This window comes from Ahrensia marina, assembly GCF_042140245.1.
Lineage (GTDB): Bacteria > Pseudomonadota > Alphaproteobacteria > Rhizobiales > MH13 > MH13.
Map to the genome: position 1 here is coordinate 2,018,091 of NZ_CP159483.1, position 18,598 is coordinate 2,036,688.

20 protein-coding genes are annotated in these 18,598 nt (G+C 57.6%); 8 read left to right on the forward strand and 12 right to left on the reverse strand.

The features are described 5' to 3' along the window. Nucleotides 1-48 precede the first annotated feature (48 nt). The 3 genes from ABWH92_RS09915 to ABWH92_RS09925 form a co-directional block, all read right to left on the reverse strand. Nucleotides 49-825, reverse strand: coding sequence for an SDR family oxidoreductase (locus ABWH92_RS09915; protein WP_375567921.1), 777 nt, complete (start codon nucleotides 823-825; stop codon nucleotides 49-51). A gap of 61 nt (nucleotides 826-886) precedes the next feature. Continuing rightward, nucleotides 887-1,849 carry a calcium/sodium antiporter gene (locus ABWH92_RS09920; protein ID WP_375567922.1) on the reverse strand — a complete coding sequence of 321 codons (963 nt, stop codon included), beginning with the start codon at nucleotides 1,847-1,849 and terminating at the stop codon, nucleotides 887-889. A gap of 142 nt (nucleotides 1,850-1,991) precedes the next feature. Next, complete coding sequence (locus ABWH92_RS09925) at nucleotides 1,992-2,600, reverse strand: glutathione S-transferase N-terminal domain-containing protein (RefSeq protein ID WP_375567923.1); 609 nt, start codon at nucleotides 2,598-2,600, stop codon at nucleotides 1,992-1,994. Nucleotides 2,601-2,722: 122 nt separating this feature from the next. On the opposite strand from ABWH92_RS09925, the gene ABWH92_RS09930 reads away from it, so the two are divergent. After that, nucleotides 2,723-2,947, forward strand: a complete 225-nt coding sequence (locus ABWH92_RS09930) for a hypothetical protein (RefSeq protein ID WP_375567924.1) — start codon at nucleotides 2,723-2,725, stop codon at nucleotides 2,945-2,947. A gap of 144 nt (nucleotides 2,948-3,091) precedes the next feature. Here ABWH92_RS09930 and ABWH92_RS09935 read toward each other — a convergent pair whose 3' ends face one another. The 3 genes from ABWH92_RS09935 to ABWH92_RS09945 form a co-directional block, all read right to left on the reverse strand. Further along, nucleotides 3,092-3,499 carry a hypothetical protein gene (locus tag ABWH92_RS09935; protein ID WP_375567925.1) on the reverse strand — a complete coding sequence of 136 codons (408 nt, stop codon included), beginning with the start codon at nucleotides 3,497-3,499 and terminating at the stop codon, nucleotides 3,092-3,094. A gap of 78 nt (nucleotides 3,500-3,577) precedes the next feature. Continuing rightward, nucleotides 3,578-4,240, reverse strand: a complete 663-nt coding sequence (locus tag ABWH92_RS09940; protein ID WP_375567926.1) for a ribonuclease — start codon at nucleotides 4,238-4,240, stop codon at nucleotides 3,578-3,580. 26 nt (nucleotides 4,241-4,266) lie between these two features. After that, nucleotides 4,267-4,704 (reverse strand): hypothetical protein, encoded by a 438-nt coding sequence (locus ABWH92_RS09945; RefSeq protein ID WP_375567927.1) that lies wholly within the window; start codon nucleotides 4,702-4,704, stop codon nucleotides 4,267-4,269. Between the two features lie 139 nt (nucleotides 4,705-4,843). On the opposite strand from ABWH92_RS09945, the gene ABWH92_RS09950 reads away from it, so the two are divergent. Further along, the gene (locus tag ABWH92_RS09950; RefSeq protein WP_375567928.1) at nucleotides 4,844-5,473 is read left to right on the forward strand and encodes an MBL fold metallo-hydrolase; all 630 of its coding nucleotides are present in this window, start codon (nucleotides 4,844-4,846) and stop codon (nucleotides 5,471-5,473) included. 17 nt (nucleotides 5,474-5,490) lie between these two features. On the opposite strand, the gene ABWH92_RS09955 is transcribed toward ABWH92_RS09950, so the two are convergent. Both ABWH92_RS09955 and ABWH92_RS09960 read right to left on the reverse strand, forming a co-directional pair. After that, complete coding sequence (locus ABWH92_RS09955; RefSeq protein ID WP_375567929.1) at nucleotides 5,491-5,793, reverse strand: DUF1330 domain-containing protein; 303 nt, start codon at nucleotides 5,791-5,793, stop codon at nucleotides 5,491-5,493. An 82-nt stretch (nucleotides 5,794-5,875) separates the two neighbouring features. Next, on the reverse strand, nucleotides 5,876-6,079 hold the full coding sequence (locus ABWH92_RS09960) for a dodecin family protein (RefSeq protein WP_375567930.1): 204 nt from the start codon (nucleotides 6,077-6,079) through the stop codon (nucleotides 5,876-5,878). Between the two features lie 1,248 nt (nucleotides 6,080-7,327). On the opposite strand from ABWH92_RS09960, the gene ABWH92_RS09965 reads away from it, so the two are divergent. After that, nucleotides 7,328-7,687: a YegP family protein gene (locus tag ABWH92_RS09965; RefSeq protein WP_375567931.1), complete on the forward strand. Its 360-nt coding sequence runs from the start codon at nucleotides 7,328-7,330 to the stop codon at nucleotides 7,685-7,687. Between the two features lie 169 nt (nucleotides 7,688-7,856). On the opposite strand, the gene ABWH92_RS09970 is transcribed toward ABWH92_RS09965, so the two are convergent. Continuing rightward, a complete protein-coding gene (locus ABWH92_RS09970) occupies nucleotides 7,857-8,804 on the reverse strand; it encodes a hypothetical protein (protein WP_375567932.1) in 948 nt (315 codons plus the stop codon). Nucleotides 8,805-9,155: 351 nt separating this feature from the next. Between ABWH92_RS09970 and ABWH92_RS09975 the strand changes: the two genes are divergently transcribed. Both ABWH92_RS09975 and ABWH92_RS09980 read left to right on the forward strand, forming a co-directional pair. Further along, on the forward strand, nucleotides 9,156-9,737 hold the full coding sequence (locus tag ABWH92_RS09975) for a hypothetical protein (protein ID WP_375567933.1): 582 nt from the start codon (nucleotides 9,156-9,158) through the stop codon (nucleotides 9,735-9,737). Between the two features lie 176 nt (nucleotides 9,738-9,913). Continuing rightward, on the forward strand, nucleotides 9,914-10,267 hold the full coding sequence (locus tag ABWH92_RS09980) for a septal ring lytic transglycosylase RlpA family protein (protein ID WP_375567935.1): 354 nt from the start codon (nucleotides 9,914-9,916) through the stop codon (nucleotides 10,265-10,267). A 96-nt stretch (nucleotides 10,268-10,363) separates the two neighbouring features. Here ABWH92_RS09980 and uvrB read toward each other — a convergent pair whose 3' ends face one another. Next, nucleotides 10,364-12,865, reverse strand: coding sequence for an excinuclease ABC subunit UvrB (uvrB, locus tag ABWH92_RS09985; protein ID WP_375567937.1), 2,502 nt, complete (start codon nucleotides 12,863-12,865; stop codon nucleotides 10,364-10,366). 272 nt (nucleotides 12,866-13,137) lie between these two features. On the opposite strand from uvrB, the gene ABWH92_RS09990 reads away from it, so the two are divergent. Next, nucleotides 13,138-13,287 carry a hypothetical protein gene (locus tag ABWH92_RS09990; protein ID WP_375567939.1) on the forward strand — a complete coding sequence of 50 codons (150 nt, stop codon included), beginning with the start codon at nucleotides 13,138-13,140 and terminating at the stop codon, nucleotides 13,285-13,287. Between the two features lie 25 nt (nucleotides 13,288-13,312). On the opposite strand, the gene ABWH92_RS09995 is transcribed toward ABWH92_RS09990, so the two are convergent. Beyond that, on the reverse strand, nucleotides 13,313-14,224 hold the full coding sequence (locus ABWH92_RS09995) for a hypothetical protein (RefSeq protein WP_375567941.1): 912 nt from the start codon (nucleotides 14,222-14,224) through the stop codon (nucleotides 13,313-13,315). 192 nt (nucleotides 14,225-14,416) lie between these two features. Here ABWH92_RS09995 and ABWH92_RS10000 point away from each other — a divergent pair, with 192 nt between their 5' ends. Together ABWH92_RS10000 and ABWH92_RS10005 are read left to right on the forward strand one after the other, a co-directional pair. Further along, nucleotides 14,417-16,375: a bifunctional 2',3'-cyclic-nucleotide 2'-phosphodiesterase/3'-nucleotidase gene (locus ABWH92_RS10000; protein WP_375567943.1), complete on the forward strand. Its 1,959-nt coding sequence runs from the start codon at nucleotides 14,417-14,419 to the stop codon at nucleotides 16,373-16,375. Nucleotides 16,376-16,522: 147 nt separating this feature from the next. Next, nucleotides 16,523-17,698, forward strand: coding sequence for a benzoate/H(+) symporter BenE family transporter (locus tag ABWH92_RS10005; RefSeq protein ID WP_375567945.1), 1,176 nt, complete (start codon nucleotides 16,523-16,525; stop codon nucleotides 17,696-17,698). Between the two features lie 7 nt (nucleotides 17,699-17,705). On the opposite strand, the gene ABWH92_RS10010 is transcribed toward ABWH92_RS10005, so the two are convergent. Beyond that, nucleotides 17,706-18,587 (reverse strand): LysR family transcriptional regulator, encoded by an 882-nt coding sequence (locus ABWH92_RS10010; protein WP_375567947.1) that lies wholly within the window; start codon nucleotides 18,585-18,587, stop codon nucleotides 17,706-17,708. Between the last annotated feature and the right edge of the window lie 11 nt (nucleotides 18,588-18,598).

An 18,598-nucleotide genomic window follows, 5' to 3' on the forward strand; every position in this document is an offset into this window, starting at 1 on the left:
CTGGCCCTCCTGCCAAGTTTGGCAGCAGGTTCTGCTTCCAACTGTCTGTTATTCGTTGATGCCAACGACGTCGGGCGTCTCCCAGCCCAAATGTTGACCGCCGTCCAGCGCAATCATTTGTCCGGTGACCGATTTCATGTGCCAGAGATAGGTAAGTGTTGCGGCGAAAGCATCAAGTTCCGGTCCGCGCTTGAGCGGAACGCCAGCCACCTGTTTGGCAAAGTCTTCATCCGCTTGCCGGTCGTTGGAAAGCGTTGGGCCTGGCCCAATCGCGTTGACGCGCACACGCCCGCTGGTGCTTTGTGCATATGCCTGCGCTAAGGTCTGGGTTAAGCCCCAAAGCGCTACTTTGGAGGCCGTGTACGACACGAAGTTTGGCGTTAACTGCCATACACGCTGATCGATAATGTTGACGATGAGGCCCTCTTCGTTGGCAGGCAGTTGGTTCACCAATTGATCAGCCAGCAAGGCCGGTGCGGTCGCGTGAACCGCAAAATGGGCTTTGAAAAGGTCTGGCCCTAGATCGCCAACCGCATCGCTTTCAAACAAGGATGCGTTGTTGACCAAACAGCCGACGGGCATTCCAAGCGCATCGGATGCGCGTGCCACGAGGCCATCCACATCCTGGTCCTTTGTCAAATCACCTCGCACGAGCGCTACAGTTCCACCTGCCGCTTCAATGGTATCGGCCGTCTCTCGGGCCGCTTTTTCAGAGCTGCGGTAGTGCACGCAGATGGGTGTGCCTGTTTTGGCCAGATCAATGGCCATGGATTTGCCGATGCGATTGGCCGCACCAGTGATTAGCGTCGCGGGGAGGGAAGTCATAGAGAGCCTTGCTCGAAGCGTTAGCGAACGTCGTCCAGCCAACGGTTTTGGCTTGCGGCCTTTAACTCATGGCTTTGGCGATCAATACGCCGAGATAGATGGCGTAGAAGGCCAAAAAGGCGAGGCCTATTTTGCGCCCAATGGTCATTTTCATCATGACCAGCGGTAGCAGCAAAGCTGAGCTTGCGAGCATGACCCAAATATCAAACCGTAGGATCTGCTCAGCAATCGGCACGGTTGTGATGCTGGCTGTTGCGCCGAGAATGAACAGAATATTGAAGACGTTAGAGCCGATAACGTTGCCCACGCCCACATCGGCTTGGCTTTTGATCGCGGCGGCCACAGTGGTCACAAGCTCTGGCAGTGACGTGCCAATGGCAATGATGGTCAGACCGATAATCACCTCTGGCACACCGAGCGTGCGCGCAATCGATGATGCTGAATCAACCGTGGCATCGGCTGCAAGCGGCAGGCCGATCACGCCGACAGCGAAAAAAGCGAGCGCTGCCCAAAGCGAGTGAGGCACACCCTCCACGCCATCAATGGTTTCAAGCTCGCTGACATCTCCGCTTGCGCCTGCTTTGCGTGCCGACATGTAGGAGCCGATAAGAAACACAGCCAACAACGCCAAGAAAACCAGGCCGTGCCACAGAACCAACTGCCCTGAGAACGCGAACACGGCAAAGAGGGCTGAAGCGCCAAGCATGAAAAACGTTGAGCGTTTCAAGCCTATTTGGTCGCAAGGGGTGGCGGCGATAAGGGCGGGCACACCAAGCACCAATAGAATGTTGGCAACGTTGGAACCGACAACATTGCCCACGGCAATATCGGCTGCATCATCAAAAGCGGCCTGAATGGAAACCATCAGCTCTGGCGCGCTGGTGCCGAGCGCAACGATGGTCAGGCCAATGATCAAAGGGGGAATGCCAAAGCGTTCGGCCAGGCCAACTGCTCCACGCACCAACGCGTCACCGGCGACAACGAGCCCTGCAAGGCCGAGCGCCAAGATCAGATAATCAAACAAAATGGGCTGTCCGAGCGATCATGCAATGTGACGGGTGACGCCGCGTGATGCAGCTTCAGGAAATGCCCATGTGTGAACCCAACCTGCAAAAGACAAGAGGTTGCCGCAGCTTATCGACCATTCTTTTTTACAGGTCTGCCGTTCAGGTCGTTGGCCCAGTGGCATCGAACGCAGGTACGTTCGCTCGAAACGCATCCAACCAGGCAACAAGGGCTGGGTGCCCGCGCCGCCACGCCCCCTCAAAGCGCAGGTCCAGATAGCCCAAGGCGCATGCCACTGCGATGGTGCCGACCGTCGGGGCGCCTGTGGCTGGGGGTAGGCTTTCTTCCAGATGGTTGAGCGCCACGCTCACGCGTTCAGCCTGGCGTTCCACCCAGCTGTGGCTGCGTTCATGCGGCTCGCGGTAGCGCTTTTCATAAACCTGCAAAATCGCCGCATCCATGATGCCATCGGCGAGCGCTTCCAATTTCATGGCGGCAATCCGCTGCTTGGGGTCGCTGGGATAGAGTTTGTTGCCGCCCGCCAGTTGGTCGAGATAGGCGACGATCACGCGGCTGTCGTACAGCGTTTCGCCATCATCAAGAATGAGTGTGGGAATTTTACCCAGCGGGTTTTGCTGACGCAACGGGTCAAGCGGGTCAGCAGTGTTGGCGGGTTGCGACTTAATTTGGTTTTCCAAACCGAGCACGATGGCAGCAATGGAGCATTTGCGCACAAAAGGTGAGGCGGCGGCGCTGCGTAGTATTGCCAAGAGAAATCCCCTAAAACTTGAGCTATTGCGTTGATCGCGCTTTCAAACATCGCTGCTATTTTGTTAGCGTCAAGTGGAAAGCGGCAGCTTGTGCGCCGCTCAACAGAGAAAGTACCAGTTTCGTGTTCCGCACATTGCTTCTTGCTGGCTTTGCGTTTGCCTGGGGCTCGCCCCAGTTTGCAGATTTGCGGCCGGACATGCTTGATGTGCCGCTGGTCAACTTCCACCACGACGTCAAAGCCGTTGCGCGTGACGCCGTCTACGCCGTTCAAAGCGTCGATGCAGTGCGCGATCTGAGATTCATGGATGGCTACTTTGAGTATGTGGGAAGTCGCCTGAGCGGCTAGCCGCCTGTGTTCTTGGCAAAGCGTAACCATCTGGCAGCCGCCCCGTTCTAAGGGCGGTTTTTTTTGCGCGTCTGTTCATGCAGAAGCTGCCTTTGGCGAGGCGTTATGTCGATAGCTTGGTACGGTGATCGCCGCGTGGCTTGCTTAGGCGCGTGCCTTTTCAACCAGGCGTCTGAGCGAACGCACCAGCACAAACATGCCTGCCGGTAGCCCGAAAACGTTGAACATCAGGCCGGGTAGTGCAAGCGGTAGAGCCGCTGGGTCGATATTCGCCGCCGCCACAAAAACGGGCATCGCCAATGTGAGAATGATGAGCCCGTTGATCGACGTTGCCAGCAGCGTGTGCAGCTTATCGGAAGCGCAATCCCAAAAGATGTTGGCGGTGTCGATTGGACCGCACCCCTGCATACCGTTGAGCGGGTGACCATCGACGAGGAAGAAGATGGCGATGCCCCACGCTGCCCAAAACGCCAAGCCGATACCAACCACAATCAGCTTGAAGCTGCGGTCAGGCAGTGGGCGGCGCCACGCGTGTGAGGTTAGGCTTACCATAGGTTGTGTATGCCATGGGTTCCGTAACCAGCAGCTTAAGAGCTTGGCTCAAATGGGAGCGAAGGTCAGGTGTGATGCTTACCGGGCGGTTAGATGAAGATTGTTCTGTCGGCAGCCGTTTCGATCGACCTCGCTACAGGCGCGCGGCGACAGGCTTTGGTCCAGGCAGATGCGTACCTCCGCAAAGCGACCGCCAGGGCAGCTGATCGCCATGGCATCGCGTGTGATGGCAGGGTTGGTCTGTTGGAACGCCTGCTCAATGTCGTTGGCATCAATGCGAGAAGGCGTTGTGCCGTCGAAGAGGGCGGGAATAGCGATGCTCTGCGAGGCTTGTCGGGTGACATCGGCATAGGCCTCTTGCGACAGGCCCGAGCAGGTGCCGTGCTTGTCCCATTGATGTTCGATCAAACCGCGATCCGGCATGATATCGAGAAGGCCTTCGGCAACGCTGGAGGGCATGCTGTCGCCGTAGGGCGACTGGCAGAAGCTTGGCCAACCCTCTTCGAATTGCGGCCAGAGCCCGTGGGTCACAAAGCCATGATCGGCGCCTGAACGGCATTGTAAGGGTGATCGCTGCCCTGCGTCAGAGTCGCAAAACGCTGGCGACCAAGAGAGGGCTAGAACATAGAAATCGAAGGGCGCCTCGGAGCTTTCGGGCTGGTCATCCCCTTGCCAGCCGGTGGCCACCGCTATGGCAATGGCAAGCGCAATGATGCCCCATTGGATGAACCGGCGGTTCAAGGCTTGAGGCCGTCGTCAGAGGCCGGTCACCAAAGGCGTAGCGCGCTGCAATCGCCGCCATGCACGTTCCAGAGATCGCGACCTGCCATGCAGCTTTCAACGCCGTAAGAGACGCCGACAAAGCTCGCCCGGCTCTCGATGAGGTAGTAGACCGTGCGTGTGTGACCGGTGGCGAGATGTGCCCGCGCCTCGCACCAACGACGCTCGCGTGCACCGAGATAGGCGGGCGTCACATACCGTGTTTGGCGCACGTGATCGAACTCCACCAAATCCACCAGGTCCTGATAGGGCCGCTGGCCGTGATAGCGTTCTTTCTCGGCCACTTGGCCAAGCACACCGCGGGCATCGCAGGCGGGAATGTCGCCATAGACGGGCGAGCGGTGCTGGCCATAATCAGCGGCCAGTGCAGCCGTGACGGGCAGGGCCATGAGGGTTGCAAAAGCCAGGACGAGGGCGCGGACCATCGGGGAATCTCCAATCAGTTTGGTCGGTTATGCCACAGGCGTGTGACGTTTTGGAAGTGGTGTTGCCAGCAGCGCATGGCCGTGGCACGCAACGGTTATGAACAATGCACCCCAAACTCCGACCTTGGAGATCGCTGTGATGCCGGTGACGGCGTTCCAGCAGAACTGTTCCCTTCTAACCTGCACGCAAACTCGCAAGGCGGCCCTGGTCGATCCGGGCGGTGAGGCGGAGAAGCTGATCGAAGCGGTCGAGCAGGCTGATGTCACGCTGGAACAGGTGCTGCTGACGCACGGCCATATCGACCATATTGGGGGCGCGGCAGATGTGGCGGCGCATTTTGGTGTGCCGATTGTGGGGCCGCACCGGGCTGATGAGCAGCTGATCCAAGGTGTGGCGGCGCAGGCGGCGATGTTTGGCACGCCGGGCGTCAAAGTGCCGACAATCGACCGGTGGCTCGAAGGCGGCGACACGGTGGAAGTGGGCACGCTCACCTTCGATGTGTTGTTCACCCCCGGCCACGCGCCGGGCCATGTGATTTTTGTGAACCACGCCCACAAGTTCATCGTGATGGGCGATGTACTTTTCCAGGGCTCGATTGGCCGTACCGATTTGCCGGGCTCCGACCATGGCACACTGATGAAGAGCATCTTTCAGACGGTGTTGCCGCTGGGCGATGCCTATCAGTTTTTGCCGGGGCACGGACCGGGCTCGACGCTTGAACAGGAGCGTCAGGGCAACCCGTTTATCGTGCAGGGTTTTGAGGGGTAGGGGGGTGCCTGGCGCGTCTAACTCTCGGTGAACCCCTCGACACCGATCAGCACCATATCGCTGACCTTCAGCCTCTCTTCGCGCAGCGCCCTGTACTCCGGGTCATTGTAAAACGTGTCGAAGTCCTCTCGGCTGGGAAACCGCAAAAGCACCAACCGCCGCGGGCTGTAATAATCGCCCTCAAGCACGTCAAACGCACCGCCGCGCACCAGATAGCTGCCGCCGCACCGCTCGATGATGGGTTTGGAGCCATCGGCGTAGCGCTTATAGGCCACCGGATCATCGATCCTTACATCCACGACCACGAAGTAATCTGCCATTGTGCGCTCCTGGTAGGTTGGCGCCTGGCGCAACGCGTGGCGCCAGGCGTATCAATGTTCGCTTCGGATACCTGGCCGAGGCCTAGTCTTCCAACACAAATGTGACTTTCAGGCCGACGCGGTATTCGACGATTTTGCCTTCTTTGACGGTGGCCTTTTGGTCTTTCACCCAGACGGCTTCGACGTTTTTCAAGGTTTTTGCGGCACGGGCGACGCCTTGCTGGACAGCATCTTCAAAGCTGACGGTGGAGGATGCGATGATTTCAGTGACGCGGGCTACGCTCATGGGTCTTCTCCCTTTTTGGTTGTGGGAGGAGCGTGGCGGGCAATGGCGTTTGCGTCAACACTGGTTCGTCATCCCGGCCATCGCGCGACGCGGGTCAACCGGGATCCACGCCTCTGAATATTAGTCAGCTATGTGGTTGCCGGAGAGGCTTCAGGCATGGGTCCCGGATCGGCCGTTGGCCGTCCGGGATGACGATTGGAGATTTGTCGAAGTAAGGGCGCGGAAAACAGCATTTTTGTTTTGCGCGTACTCGGCCTATCGCTTCGCTCTGGCCTGTGTGCGACGCGGTGGAAGCCGAGCGCTTTCGTTCACCCCAACACCAAAAACCTGACTGCCCGAAAGGGCATCAGGTAAACTTTTTTGGCTCTGTTCCTGCGGCACAACCGCAGGAGGAACCGAAGCGGGGCGCGGAAAACGCCGGGTCGCTTTATTGGAAGCACATGACGCTTGCCGCGCCCCGCTTGCAGGTGCTGCACGCTATGCGACGGTGGGATCGCCACCGATGACAGACGCCTGCCGCCATTCCATTCTTTGCACCTGATCTTGCGCATCACGAAGGCTGGTCGCCTTGCCCGCAGCGGCTACGCCGTGAGGACAGGCCAAATTCGCCTTCGCTCTACGTGCGATCAGGTTTGACGACCTGGACTGAGGCAAACACGCTGCCGTGCCAGGTGTCGAATGGATGTCTCGGGTGTCGGCCATGCAGTCGCGCTGAGTCCGGCACGACCTACACATTTTAAGCCCCAAACCTCGGATCGAAGCGGGAGGCGCCCGAATACGCCCGAAGGCAGTACTAAGTGGCGTCGCCGTTCCCGATCTCACTGGGGCGGACGAACGCTGCGCTGCTAGGAGCTTTCGCTCCCGCATAGAATGCTGCGCCAGATGGGGTGTGACAGAGCGTTGGTGAGCCGATCCTGCGACCGGCCCTTGGCGCTCAACCCGCCGGGCACAACCTGCCCTTCACGCCACGTATGGTCACGGGTGCACACGCTGTTCGGTGGGTGAAGGCACAGGCAGTGTGGGCGAGGCGCTAGGGGGCGGGGATAAGGTTGGATGCTATCCCCCTGGGCCCTAATCGGATCGGTTTAGCGCCAGACTGTGCGGTCTTCCTGTGTGCTGTTGGCCTCTTTCCTCACCTAATTGCGATCTTATCGCCGCTTGGCGTCGGTTGGGCGTTGACGAATCCCGCAAATCCGGCCTTGCTGGGGCCACCAACATGCACAAAGCAGATCACCGAGGGGAGAGACCATGGCTGGTAAGTTTGAAGTCTATACCGATAAAGCAGGCGAGACGCGGTTTCGTCTGAAAGCTGGAAACGGCCAGGTGATCCTGGCGAGCGAAGGCTATAAGAAAAAAGCCAGCTGCATGAATGGCATTGAATCGGTGCGTAAGAACAGCCAGGACGAGAAACGCTTTGAGCGCGCCGAGACCAAGAACGGCAAGCCGCGATTCAACCTGCGGGCCGGCAATGGCCAGGTGATCGGCACCTCAGAGACTTATGAAAGCACCTCCGCTCGCGACAACGGGATTGCTTCGGTGATGAAAAACGCGCCCGATGCCAAAGTGGATGACCAGACATTGCTGGCCGGCGGTGGTCCCGCTGGCTGAATAGTCTACGTGCGATGATCACCTTTTCCAAAAGACTCTCCAGGCCGCTAGTTGCTTTCCTAGCGGCCTGGCTTAGATCGATATAAGTTCCAGTCTCGGATTTAGATTCGCGCAAATAAGTTCTTAAGTCAGCGTATGAAGACTGTGCTTTTTTGCTTCGTCGTTTACTTCACGATATCTCAAATAATTTTTTACTCCCACGTGCGATAGGTGAGCCATTGATAAGGCGAATTGATTGGCCTGACTTCAAATTTTTATTTCTTCTTTGATTGCTTGTCAGGTTTGTTATTTTAATAGTTGTATTTGTATTATTGGTTATATCAATGTTGACTTTGACGCAATATCTATGAAATATTTGATAATATTCAATTTTAGGTAAGGCGGTAACCCAAAAGTCATATTCGAGCTTCGTCTTATCATCTATCCCTATAGAAAAATGCTCAATTCTTTCGGTGAACTGTTTCCCAAATTTCTCGTTTTGGATGTGTATCGTCTGCGTTTTATCTGAAACGGTTTCTGAGCTCACTTGGTTTATGCAGCCCCCAATTTTGCCACTCCAGTACGCATCTGCTTCCGCTTGGAAATCTACCGGCCCAATATAGGGCTCATTTTCTATCAAAGAACAGAAATGTGATAAGCAAGTTACATGAATTTTGTATCGCGTCTGTTTATTGACAGTTTTAATATCTTCAATCCTAATATGAGATTTACACGACTCTATATAAGCGGCTAACTGCTGTGCTTCCGATCTGACATTATCTCGAGCGTCTTTATGCGCCTTTGGATTCGAGTATAGAATTGCGAGCCTATTGTCGAACGAATCCTCATGTGGTCTGCTTAATGTTATATAAGTTGTAATCAAGCCTATAATTATAAAGAAAAGAATTGACTCCCACATTGATGCTATAAAGGAAGTGAGAAAAGCTCCTTCTATATTTTTCAAGCTGTGTAAGAAACTGGAGAAACTGTCGAACGATATTGTAAAAACTGAATTTTGATATTTGTAGGTGAGTAAGCTGGCGGCGGACAACAAAAGACTAAGTGCGACTACAGCAAGCCAAAAGCCTCTGGGCATCCTAAAACTCGACTTTCTCTTTTTTCGCTCATACTTTGCCATGACACCCAACCTCAATCTGATTCTGTGTTTTTGAGTGTACAAAGTCGTAGCATGATTTCTTAGTGCTATTGTTCGCTCATGTAAGATAGTCTTCAGTGCAGGTAACTATAATTGGTAATGTTGCAAATGCTATTTGTGTCTTTGCGCCAGGCCGCTTTCGGGCTCAAAATCTTTGTGTGTCAGCACGTTAATAGCTAGCCTGCATTACCATATGAGTGCGAAATGCTTAGATCCATTTGGCTTTTTTGCTCTATCTTAATGTTAGTCTGCGCCCACTCTACTTCTGCCCAATCCTCTGCAATCACCTTTTATGAAACGGCAGAGGCGCTTCGTTTCGAGGCCGAGGATGTCGTGAGCGTTCAGTTTTTGGACGCCGAGCAGCAGGGCCAAGCCCTCCTTGCTGTCACCTTGACACCGGCCATGTCGCAGCGCTTGCGCGCATTCACCGAAAACCTTGTCGGCAGAACCATCATGACGGTGTCGCCAGGCCATGTCCTTTCTGCCGATATCAGTGTGCGCACGGCCATTTCTGGGCCGGTCGTCCATTTCACCGGTTCTGACAAAGCGGTGATGCGTCGCGTGGCTGAGCGTTTGGAAGCTTTGCGAAACTCAGACGAGCCGTTGCTTGTCACCTATGAACAGGTCGCAAAACTCGACATTGATGCGGCCCACATCACTCTGGTTCAGGACGATAATGACCGTGACGAAGAGGTGCTGCGTGTGGCCATTGATGATGCCATCGCCAACGACATATTCGACGCCTGGCCGACGGAACCCAGCGGTTGGATCGCCGCAACCGGTCGGCTTGTCGTCGACGATTGGTCGATTTCAAACCGAAACGGCGCGGTCGACATAACGCTCCGCGCCCTCACACCCGCGCAACGCGCTTTGGTGCAGTCGTCTGTTGGCCAGGAGGCGCTATCGGCTGAGTAAGCTGAAGGTGGCACCTGTTGGTGTCATCCTTCTGCCGCATTTCTCATCGACCTGCGCGTTTCGTAGCGAAGGGGTGTCCTCTGGTTTGAGCGGTCAAACCATAGATAACTGTGTTCGCCCTCGTGCTCCCCCCAAGCGCCAAATTCAGCACATTTGGCCGATCTTTGAGGTCCCTCATGCAAAAGTTTCTCGCCCCAGTCATTCTGGGCCTGTTTCTCGTCGCTTGCCAGTCAGCGCCCGGCCTGTCTGACAACAGCACCGTGACAACCGCCAGCTGGTATCAGTGTTGCCACACCACCGCCAATGGCGAGTTGTTCAACCCCGATGGTCTGACTGCTGCCCACCGCACTTTGGCCTTCGGCACGCGCGTGCGCGTCACCAATCTGGCCAACAACCGTTCCGTGACCGTGCGCATCAATGATCGCGGGCCCTTCATTGGCGGTCGAGGGATCGATCTCAGCCGCGGCGCAGCTCGTGCCATCGGCTGCATCTCATCTGGTACCTGCCGCGTGTCGATGAGCGTTCTCTGACCAGCCTTTTGCGTAGCAAATGCTGAGAAAGTGGCATGCCCTTGCCACGCTAACACGTCGTCATCCTCGGGCTTGACCCGAGGATGACGATCCAATTTAGCGGCGGCGGGCCCTTCGCTTCGCCCCGCCGCCTTTTTTCTGGCCCTCATAGCCACCGGCGCGATCTTCCACCTGCATCTGGGTGGCCAAAGCATCGTCGGCGAGCAGCAGTTCGGTCTCCCTGAGCCTCTTCAGCTCGTCGCGCAGGCGGGCCGCTTCCTCGAACTCCAGGTTGGCGGCGGCGTCGCGCATCTTGCGCTCCAGCTCTTCCAGCGTCACCTTCATGTTGCCGCCGACCAGCTTGCCTTCGTCCACCATGCCGGACTTCACATGCACGCGGTCCTTCTCGTACGGGCTGTCGAGAATGTCGGCGATGTCGCGCTTCACGCTTTCCGGCGTGATGCCATGCTCCTCATTGTAGGCTACTTGCTTCTCGCGGCGGCGGTTGGTTTCAGCAATCGCCCGCTCCATCGATCCGGTCATGCGGTCGGCATAGAGCACCACGCGGCCATCCACGTTGCGCGCGGCACGGCCAATGGTCTGGATGAGCGAAGTTTCGGAGCGCAGGAACCCTTCCTTGTCCGCGTCGAGGATCGCCACCAGCGCGACCTCTGGGATGTCGAGGCCCTCGCGCAACAGGTTGATGCCGACCAGCACGTCAAACGCGCCGAGCCGCAGATCGCGGATGATCTCGATACGCTCCACCGTGTCGATGTCGGAGTGCATGTAGCGCACGCGCACGCCGTTTTCGTGCAGATATTCGGTGAGGTCCTCGGCCATGCGCTTGGTGAGCACGGTGACCAGCGACCGGTAGCCCTGCGCGGCCACTTGCTTCACCTCGTCCAGCAGATCATCCACCTGGGACGTTGCCGGGCGGATATCCACCGGCGGGTCGATGAGGCCGGTGGGGCGGATCACCTGTTCGGCAAACACGCCGCCAGCCTGCTCCAGCTCCCACGCCGCCGGAGTGGCCGATACGGCGATGGTCTGCGGGCGCATCATGTCCCACTCTTCAAAGCGCAGCGGCCGGTTGTCCATGCAGCTTGGGAGGCGGAAGCCATATTCGGCCAGTGTCGCCTTGCGGCGGAAGTCACCGCGATACATGGCGCCGATCTGCGGGATGGTCTGGTGGGACTCATCAACAAAGATCAGCGCGTTGTCGGGGATGTACTCGAACAGGGTAGGAGGCGGTTCACCCGGCTGGCGGCCTGACAGGTAGCGCGAATAGTTCTCGATACCCGCGCATGATCCAGTCGCCTGAAGCATTTCCAGATCGAAGTTGCAGCGCTGTTCCAGCCGCTGGGCTTCGAGCAGTCGGCCCATGCCCTTCAATTCCTGGAGGCGCGACTGCAGTTCTACCTGGATCTTGGTGATCGCCTGGTTCAGCGTCGGGCGCGGCGTTACATGGTGGCTGTTGGCGTAGATTTTCACCTTTTTTAGATCGCCCGCCTTCTGGCCGGTCAGCGGATCGAATTCCGATATTGCCTCAATCTCATCGCCAAACATGGAGATCCGCCAGGCGCGATCCTCATAGTGGGCGGGGAAGATTTCTACCGTATCTCCTCGGACGCGGAACGTGCCACGGGCGAACGCGCCATCATTGCGCTTGAACTGCAGGGCCACCAGATCAGCCAGCAGGTTGCGCTGGTTGATGCGCTCACCAACCTCCAGCTCGAATGTCATGGCGGTGTAGGTTTCCACCGAGCCAATGCCGTAGATGCAGGACACCGAGGCGACGATGATCACATCATCGCGTTCCAGCAGCGCGCGCGTTGCCGAGTGGCGCATGCGGTCGATCTGCTCGTTGATGGAGCTTTCCTTCTCGATGAAGGTGTCGGTCCGCGGGACATAGGCTTCCGGCTGATAGTAGTCGTAGTAGGAGACGAAATACTCCACCGCATTGTCGGGGAAGAAATTCTTGAACTCCCCGTAAAGCTGGGCGGCCAGCGTCTTGTTGTGGGCCAGCACCACCGCCGGGCGCTGGGTGCGTTGGATGACCTGCGCCATCGTGTAGGTTTTGCCTGAGCCGGTGACGCCGAGCAGCACTTGGGTCTGGTCCTGATCGCTGATACCCTCCACCAGATCAGCGATGGCGGTGGGCTGGTCGCCCTTGGGCTCATAGTCGGAGGCGAGCTTAAACGGAATGCCGCCTTCCGATTTGACCGGGCGTTCGGGGCGGTGCGGTGTCCAGGTGCCTTCGCGAAAGGCCGGGTGGCCGTTCTCGATCAGATCTTCCAGCGCTTTCACGGTGGCGGTCACGCCATCATTGGCCGGCAGGTTCTTGGCGTCCTCCAGCGAGACATCCATGCCCGCGACTGGGTTCAGGCCAGCGGCAGCGCGCTTCTTGGGATCATGGGTGCCGCCAAGTGAGGTTCCGCGCGCGGATTTGGCGGGCTTGGCTTTCTTTTTAGCCGCAGGCTTTTTCTTGGCTTCATCCTCCACCTCTTTGGCGAAGGTGGAGCCGATTTTCATCGGGTCGAAGACATCGACTGGCGTGCCGCTGTCGAAAGCAGGTTGCGGGGCTTCTTCGAATCCGGAGGGCTTTTTCTTGGTGCTCATGCCTCTGTATATGGCTGCGAGCGCGGGCGAGGGGAAGGCCATCTGCAACGATATCCTGACAGATTTGTCAGCATGTTGGCAGGAGGGGAGCGTTACGTGGTAGGGCAAAACGCGGCGTGCCCGCCATATGTCCGCACGCTGGTCTTTCGCAATCTGGATTGGCTTGCCTGACTTTTGCCTCACATCGTTTTGATTGGACCGTTGGTTCCAACCTTTGAGATGCTGCCTCACCGGCCCAATGACGGGCAAGTTTGCGCCATCTCGAGGTTCCCATGATCAAGCGTTTTGTTCTGTTAGCCACTCTTCTTGCTGCACCGGTTGTTGCCAGTGCTGAAGTTCTTCTGCCATCTGAAACGGCAGCGCCGCGCTGCGAGGACGGGCAGGTTTACGACCCAAACGTTGATCGGTGCGTGGATCGCTGACCTGCCCTTTTAACGCCGACTGTTGTTACTGTCGTTCAGGGATACTTAGCATCCCATCCATGGTCCGGCCATCGGAGTAGAGCGCACGCACGCGCACGGCGTTGGTGTCCACCGACTCCATCGACAGCTCCAGGGTTCCGCCATTTTCTAGTGTGGCAAAGAAGCCGCGTAGATTGTCGTCAGACAGACGCTGGTTGGTCATAGAGGGGTAGAGGGTGGTGCCCTGTGTGCGCGACGCCATTTCCCGCAGGTCCAGATGGTTGGCCAGATCTGCCTCACCACCCGCATAAGCCATGCCGATGATGATGACTCCAGCCTCATCGGCAGCGTCGATCAGGCGGTTGATGCTGGAGACTGAGGCGTTTTGCCGGCCATCGGTGAACAGCACCAAGGCTTTGCGATCGGCATCCAACGCGGCCAGGCGCTCAATGGCCGATAGCGCTGAAAGATAGAGCCCGGAACGGTCTTGCGGCGCGACCTCTTGGGCCTGCAACCGATCAAGGTTCGCCAAGGCTTGGTTTGGGTCGGCGCCGAAGGGGCTGAGCGTTTCCAACGTGCCGTCATAGGTTTGCACTTCGATCAAGCGACGATCACTGGCTTGCTCGATCATGTCGGTCAAATCGGCACGAATGCCGCCATAGCGGTCATCGGTGATAAGGCCGACGGGCGATTGATGGGTTTCGTCAACCAGCATCAGCCAAGCGGCGGTGCCTTCAAACGGCGTCACCATCAGGCTGTCGTCGTTCATGGCGCCATTGATGCGCTCAATCTTATCAAGGGTGGCGGGTACAACGGCGCGTAGATCGCAGGTGATGTATCCACCCGCGCCAGTCATGCAGGTCCCGTTTGGAAGGTCCGGTGCTGCAACGGCAGGCAGGCTGAGGGCGATACCGAGGCCAAGTGGCGCGGCCAACAGAAGGCTAAAGGAACGCAACATGGTCGTATCCTTTCCTTAAACGTTGAGACCAATAGCCTGCGGTGGCTTGCCGCACTATGCAAATCACTTTTCCGGCTGGGCGAAGGGCCGACGACGCTAAGTGCGATTACGGATTGCGTCTGTTCCAGCTTGTAAGCCCACGCTTATGAATTCAGTCTTGCTTCCAGAAAACCAATTCAGAGGAGGCAAGATATGACTTTCACGCTTAATCGACGAACGTTTCTGGCTGGGGCTGCAGGGCTGATCGCACTGCACCCATTCTCTGTGCGTGCATCAGCCAATCAGGCACATCTGCGGATCATGGAAACGACCGATCTGCATGTGCATGTGTTTCCCTATGACTACTATGCCGACCGTCCACGTGACACCGTTGGCCTGGCGCGGACGGCAGCGCTGATCCAGTCAGTGCGCGATGAAAGCACCAACTCGCTTCTTCTCGATAATGGCGACTTTCTTCAAGGCAACCCAATGGGCGACTACATCGCCTATGAGCGCGGGATGGCTGACGGGGACACCCACCCCGTGATCAATGCCATGAATGTGCTTGGTTTTGATGCCTCCACACTTGGCAATCACGAGTTCAACTACGGTCTATCATTTTTGGAGAAGTCGCTGGCCGGTGCCAACTTCCCGTTCGTTTGTGCCAATGTCGTCTCGCAGATGGGGGCGACGCCCACCGATGATGCGACGCTCATTCCTCCCTATCTGATCCTTGACCACCAAGTGACCGATGGGGCCGGTGAGCAACACCCAATCAAAGTTGGGTTGATTGGGTTTGTGCCGCCACAGATCATGACGTGGGATCGCCGTCATCTGGAAGGCAATGTGATGGCGCGGGACATTCTAGAAACCGCCCAAGCCTATGTGCCGCAAATGAAGGAAGAAGGCGCGGATATCGTCATCGCGCTGTCGCATTCAGGTATTGGAGAAGCCAACGCCATTGAAGGCATGGAGAATGCTTCAGTTCCTTTGGCGGCGATCGATGGGATTGATGCCATTTTGACCGGACACCACCACCGCGTGTTCCCAGGCCCCGATTATGAGGACACACCAGGTGTGGATGCAGCCGCGGGCACCATTATGGGCAAACCAGCCGTGATGGGTGGGTTCTGGGGCAGCCATATGGGGCTGTTGGACCTGATGCTGGAACGAGATGGCGGCGGATGGCGCATTGCAGCACACACGTCTGAAGCGCGACCGATTTCAATGCGTAACGAAGATCGTTCGGTCTCGCCACTGGCGGAAAGCGTGCCAGCGGTTCTGGAGTCGGTGCAGCAAGAGCACGATGAAACGCTGGCCTATGTCCGTCGCGCGGTTGGTCGCACGGCGGCTCCACTGCACAGCTATTTTGCCTTGGTGGCCGATGACCCATCGGTTCAGATCGTCTCCATTGCGCAGACTTGGTATATGCAGCAGATGCTGGCGGGTACGGAGTATGAAGGCCTGCCGATCCTTTCGGCGGCCGCACCGTTCAAGGCCGGTGGGCGTGGTGGGCCTGAATATTACACCGATGTGCCTGCAGGGGATGTGGCCATCCGCAATGTGGCTGACCTTTATCTCTACCCCAACACCACGCGGGCCGTTCTGGTTACCGGTGAACAGGTGAAGGATTGGCTGGAGCGGTCAGCTGGCATCTTCAATCAGATCGAACCGGGCGGCAGCGATCAAGTGCTGCTGAACCCAGAATTCCCAAGCTACAATTTCGATGTGATCGATGGTGTGACCTATCAGATCGACCTATCGCAGCCTTCGAAGTTCGATTCCGATGGTAATCTGGTTAATCCCGACGCCAACCGTATCGTCGACCTCACCTACAATGGCGAACCGGTGTCACCCGACCAGCAGTTCGTGATTGCCTCGAACAATTATCGTGCCGGTGGCGGCGGCAGTTTCCCTGGTGCATCGCCAGAAACGACGATCTTTGAAGGCCCGGACACCAACCGGGATGTGATTGTGCGCTACATTGTTGAGCAGGGCACGATCAATCCGAGTGCGGATGCCAACTGGTCGTTTGCGCCCATGCCTGGAACCACCGTGCTGTTTGATACCGGTCCAGCGGCAGAAGCTTATGCCGAGGACGTGCCGGGTGTCAGCATTGAGCCTGTTGGGGACGGACCGGACGGTTTCGCCCGCTTCCGTATCGCGCTTTAAAGCCTTTTGTATCATGGCCGGGGCACGCGTTGTTCCGGCCATACGCTATCAAGCCATTTGAGACCTCTCGGCGTTCGTTGTCCGTGATGTACTGACGGGTGCTTGAGTGGGCTTGCCTTGCATCTTTTCCGGTCGCATGAACGCCTCATGCTTCGCGATCTCACACCTCAAGCTGTGTTTATCGGCTTGCTGGCAGCCTTTGTTGGCTTTGCCTCGTCTTTTGCCGTGGTGCTGGCCGGTTTGCGCGCTGTCGGTGCGACAGAAGCCGAGGCCGCATCTGGCCTGATGGCTTCAGCCATTGCGATGGGGCTTTGCGGCGTGGTGGTGAGCTTGCGGACCAAGCAGCCGGTCAGCGTGGCATGGACGACACCGGGCGCGGCGCTTCTGGCGGGTTCGGCGAGTGTCGCGGGCGGGTTTTCTGATGCGGTCGGTGCCTTTCTCATCTGCGGTGGATTGATCATTCTCTCAGGGCTCTGGCGACCCTTTGGTCGTGCTGTGGAAGCGATCCCTGGATCACTGGCCAATGCCATGCTTGCCGGAATTCTGCTGGTCCTTTGCCTGGCACCGTTTCGCGCCATCGCGTTCGATCCGCTGCTGGGTCTGCCTATCCTGGTGGCCTGGATCATCGGTGGGCGGATCAACCGTTTTCTGGGCGTGCCAGCCGCGCTTTTGGCGTTCATCCTTGTGGTGGTTTTTGGGGTTGAGTTCCCGCCCGATTGGCAGGCGGGAATTGCTGCCTCTTTGCTGCCAGCGCCGGAGGTGATCGTTCCGACCTTCTCTCTTTCTGCGCTATTTGGCATGGCGCTGCCGCTGTTCATCGTGACCATGGCTTCCCAGAATGTGCCAGGCTTGGCGGTGCTGAAAGCCAATGGCTACGTTACAAAGACCGGGCCGCTGCTTACCGCGACGGGCATCTTCTCGTTCCTCAGTGCACCTTTCGCCGGCATCTCCTCCAATCTGGCGGCAATCACAGCAGCGATGCTGGCGGGTGAAGAGGCCGGACCTGACAGCGACAAACGCTATTGGGGTACCGTGGTGTGCGGTGTCGCCTACTGTCTTTTCGGACTGTTCGCCGGTGTGGTGATTGCCTTTGTCAGCCTGGCGCCATCGATCTTGATCGAAGCGGTGGCGGGCTTGGCGCTGATCTCCGCCTTTGGGGCGGCCTCGCTCAATGCCTTCAAGGTTGAAGAGGAACGCCCTGCAGCTGCGGTCACGTTTCTGGCTGCCGCGTCCGGCATGACGATCTTGGGGATTTCCGGCGCCTTCTGGGGGCTTATTGCCGGTGGCATCATTCTTGCGCTGGCCAAACGGAAATCGGCTTAGGGTTCCTTTAGCCGGGCTTGCTCAACTCTTCGGCCAGAATGTCAAACACGAGGCGAATACGGCGTGAGGTGCGCAGCTCGCGGTGCGTGACCAGCCAGATCGGGAAGTGGATCGGTGGTAGCTCTTCGAGCACCTGAACCATGTTAGGAGAGGTCCTCGCTGTTTCGTCCATGGTGATGCCAATGCCTAGTCCCTGGCGCGCCATTTCCCAGCAGGCGACAGTGTTTTCCGATGAGACCGGGAAGCTTGCGGCCGATACTTTCAAGCCAAGTGCCTGCAAATAGCCAATGAACCGCTCAGAACGATCAAAGCCGACAAAAACCGGGCCGCTAACATCTTCTGGTTTGTGTGGATGCCCGTGTTTTTCAATCCAACTCTCCGAGGCGTAGAAGTGCGCCTCAGCATCGCGCAGTTTCTTGCCGATCAGATCAGGCTCAGTGGGCTGAACGTGCCGCACCGCGATATCGGCCTCCCGCCGCCGTAAGTCCGAGAGCGCGTTGGAAACCACCAAGTCAATGCTGACCTGCGGGGCGGCTTCGCGGATTTTTGCGATGATCGGCGGCAGAATGTTGATCGAGATGCCATCGCCAGCGGAGATGCTGACCAAGCCTTCCACCGCTTCTGAGCGGCCTGTGGCCACCAGCGCCAAAGCGTCGGCAGCTTGGGCCATGTCTTTGCCGTGATGCAGCAAATCAAGGCCGGTTTCGGTGAGCACGAGCTTCTTGCCGATGCGTTCGAAGAGGGTGAGGCCAAGGGCGTCTTCAAGCGAGGCGACTTGGCGGCTGAGGGTTGGTTGGGTGAGACCCAACTGCCGCGCAGCTGCGGAGAGTGACCCGGTTTCGGCGGCGGCGATAAAGCCGCGCATCTGGTTCCAATCAAAATTTGACATACAGATACGCA